The sequence below is a fragment of the Pantoea sp. GbtcB22 genome (assembly GCF_019091025.1).
In the GTDB taxonomy this organism is placed as follows: domain Bacteria; phylum Pseudomonadota; class Gammaproteobacteria; order Enterobacterales; family Enterobacteriaceae; genus Pantoea; species Pantoea leporis.
The window spans coordinates 1-297 of sequence record NZ_JAGXKB010000083.1; the positions used below are offsets into that span (position 1 = coordinate 1).

The 297-nt window shown below is 57.9% G+C and carries 1 pseudogene; it reads left to right on the forward strand.

Annotation, left to right across the window (positions count from 1 at the left end):
- Positions 1-81: 81 nt before the first annotated feature.
- Positions 82-297, forward strand: a pseudogene (locus KVT28_RS24845) (AraC family transcriptional regulator); the annotation flags it as partial.

Below are 297 nucleotides of genomic sequence, written 5' to 3' on the forward strand. Positions count from 1 at the left end.
CTGCCGCGCCACATTATGGAGAAGGAAGCGCCTGCCACCGCCAAACTGCGGTGAAAAACGCTGGATCTCACGCGCCCCGGCATGGCATCGCTCAAGTTGCTGCTGCAGGAAGGGTTCGTGTTTAATCCCGACCGCGAGAACCCGTTTCTGGCCGAGCAGTTTGCCAACACGCTGCTGAATATGATTTCGGTCAGCGTGAATTTGCAGCACAGGGAAGAGGCGCTGAAGCCGGATCTCTACTCACGCGTAGTGAGTTTTCTGCGTCACAAACTGCAGGAGCCAGAGCTGTCGGTGGCG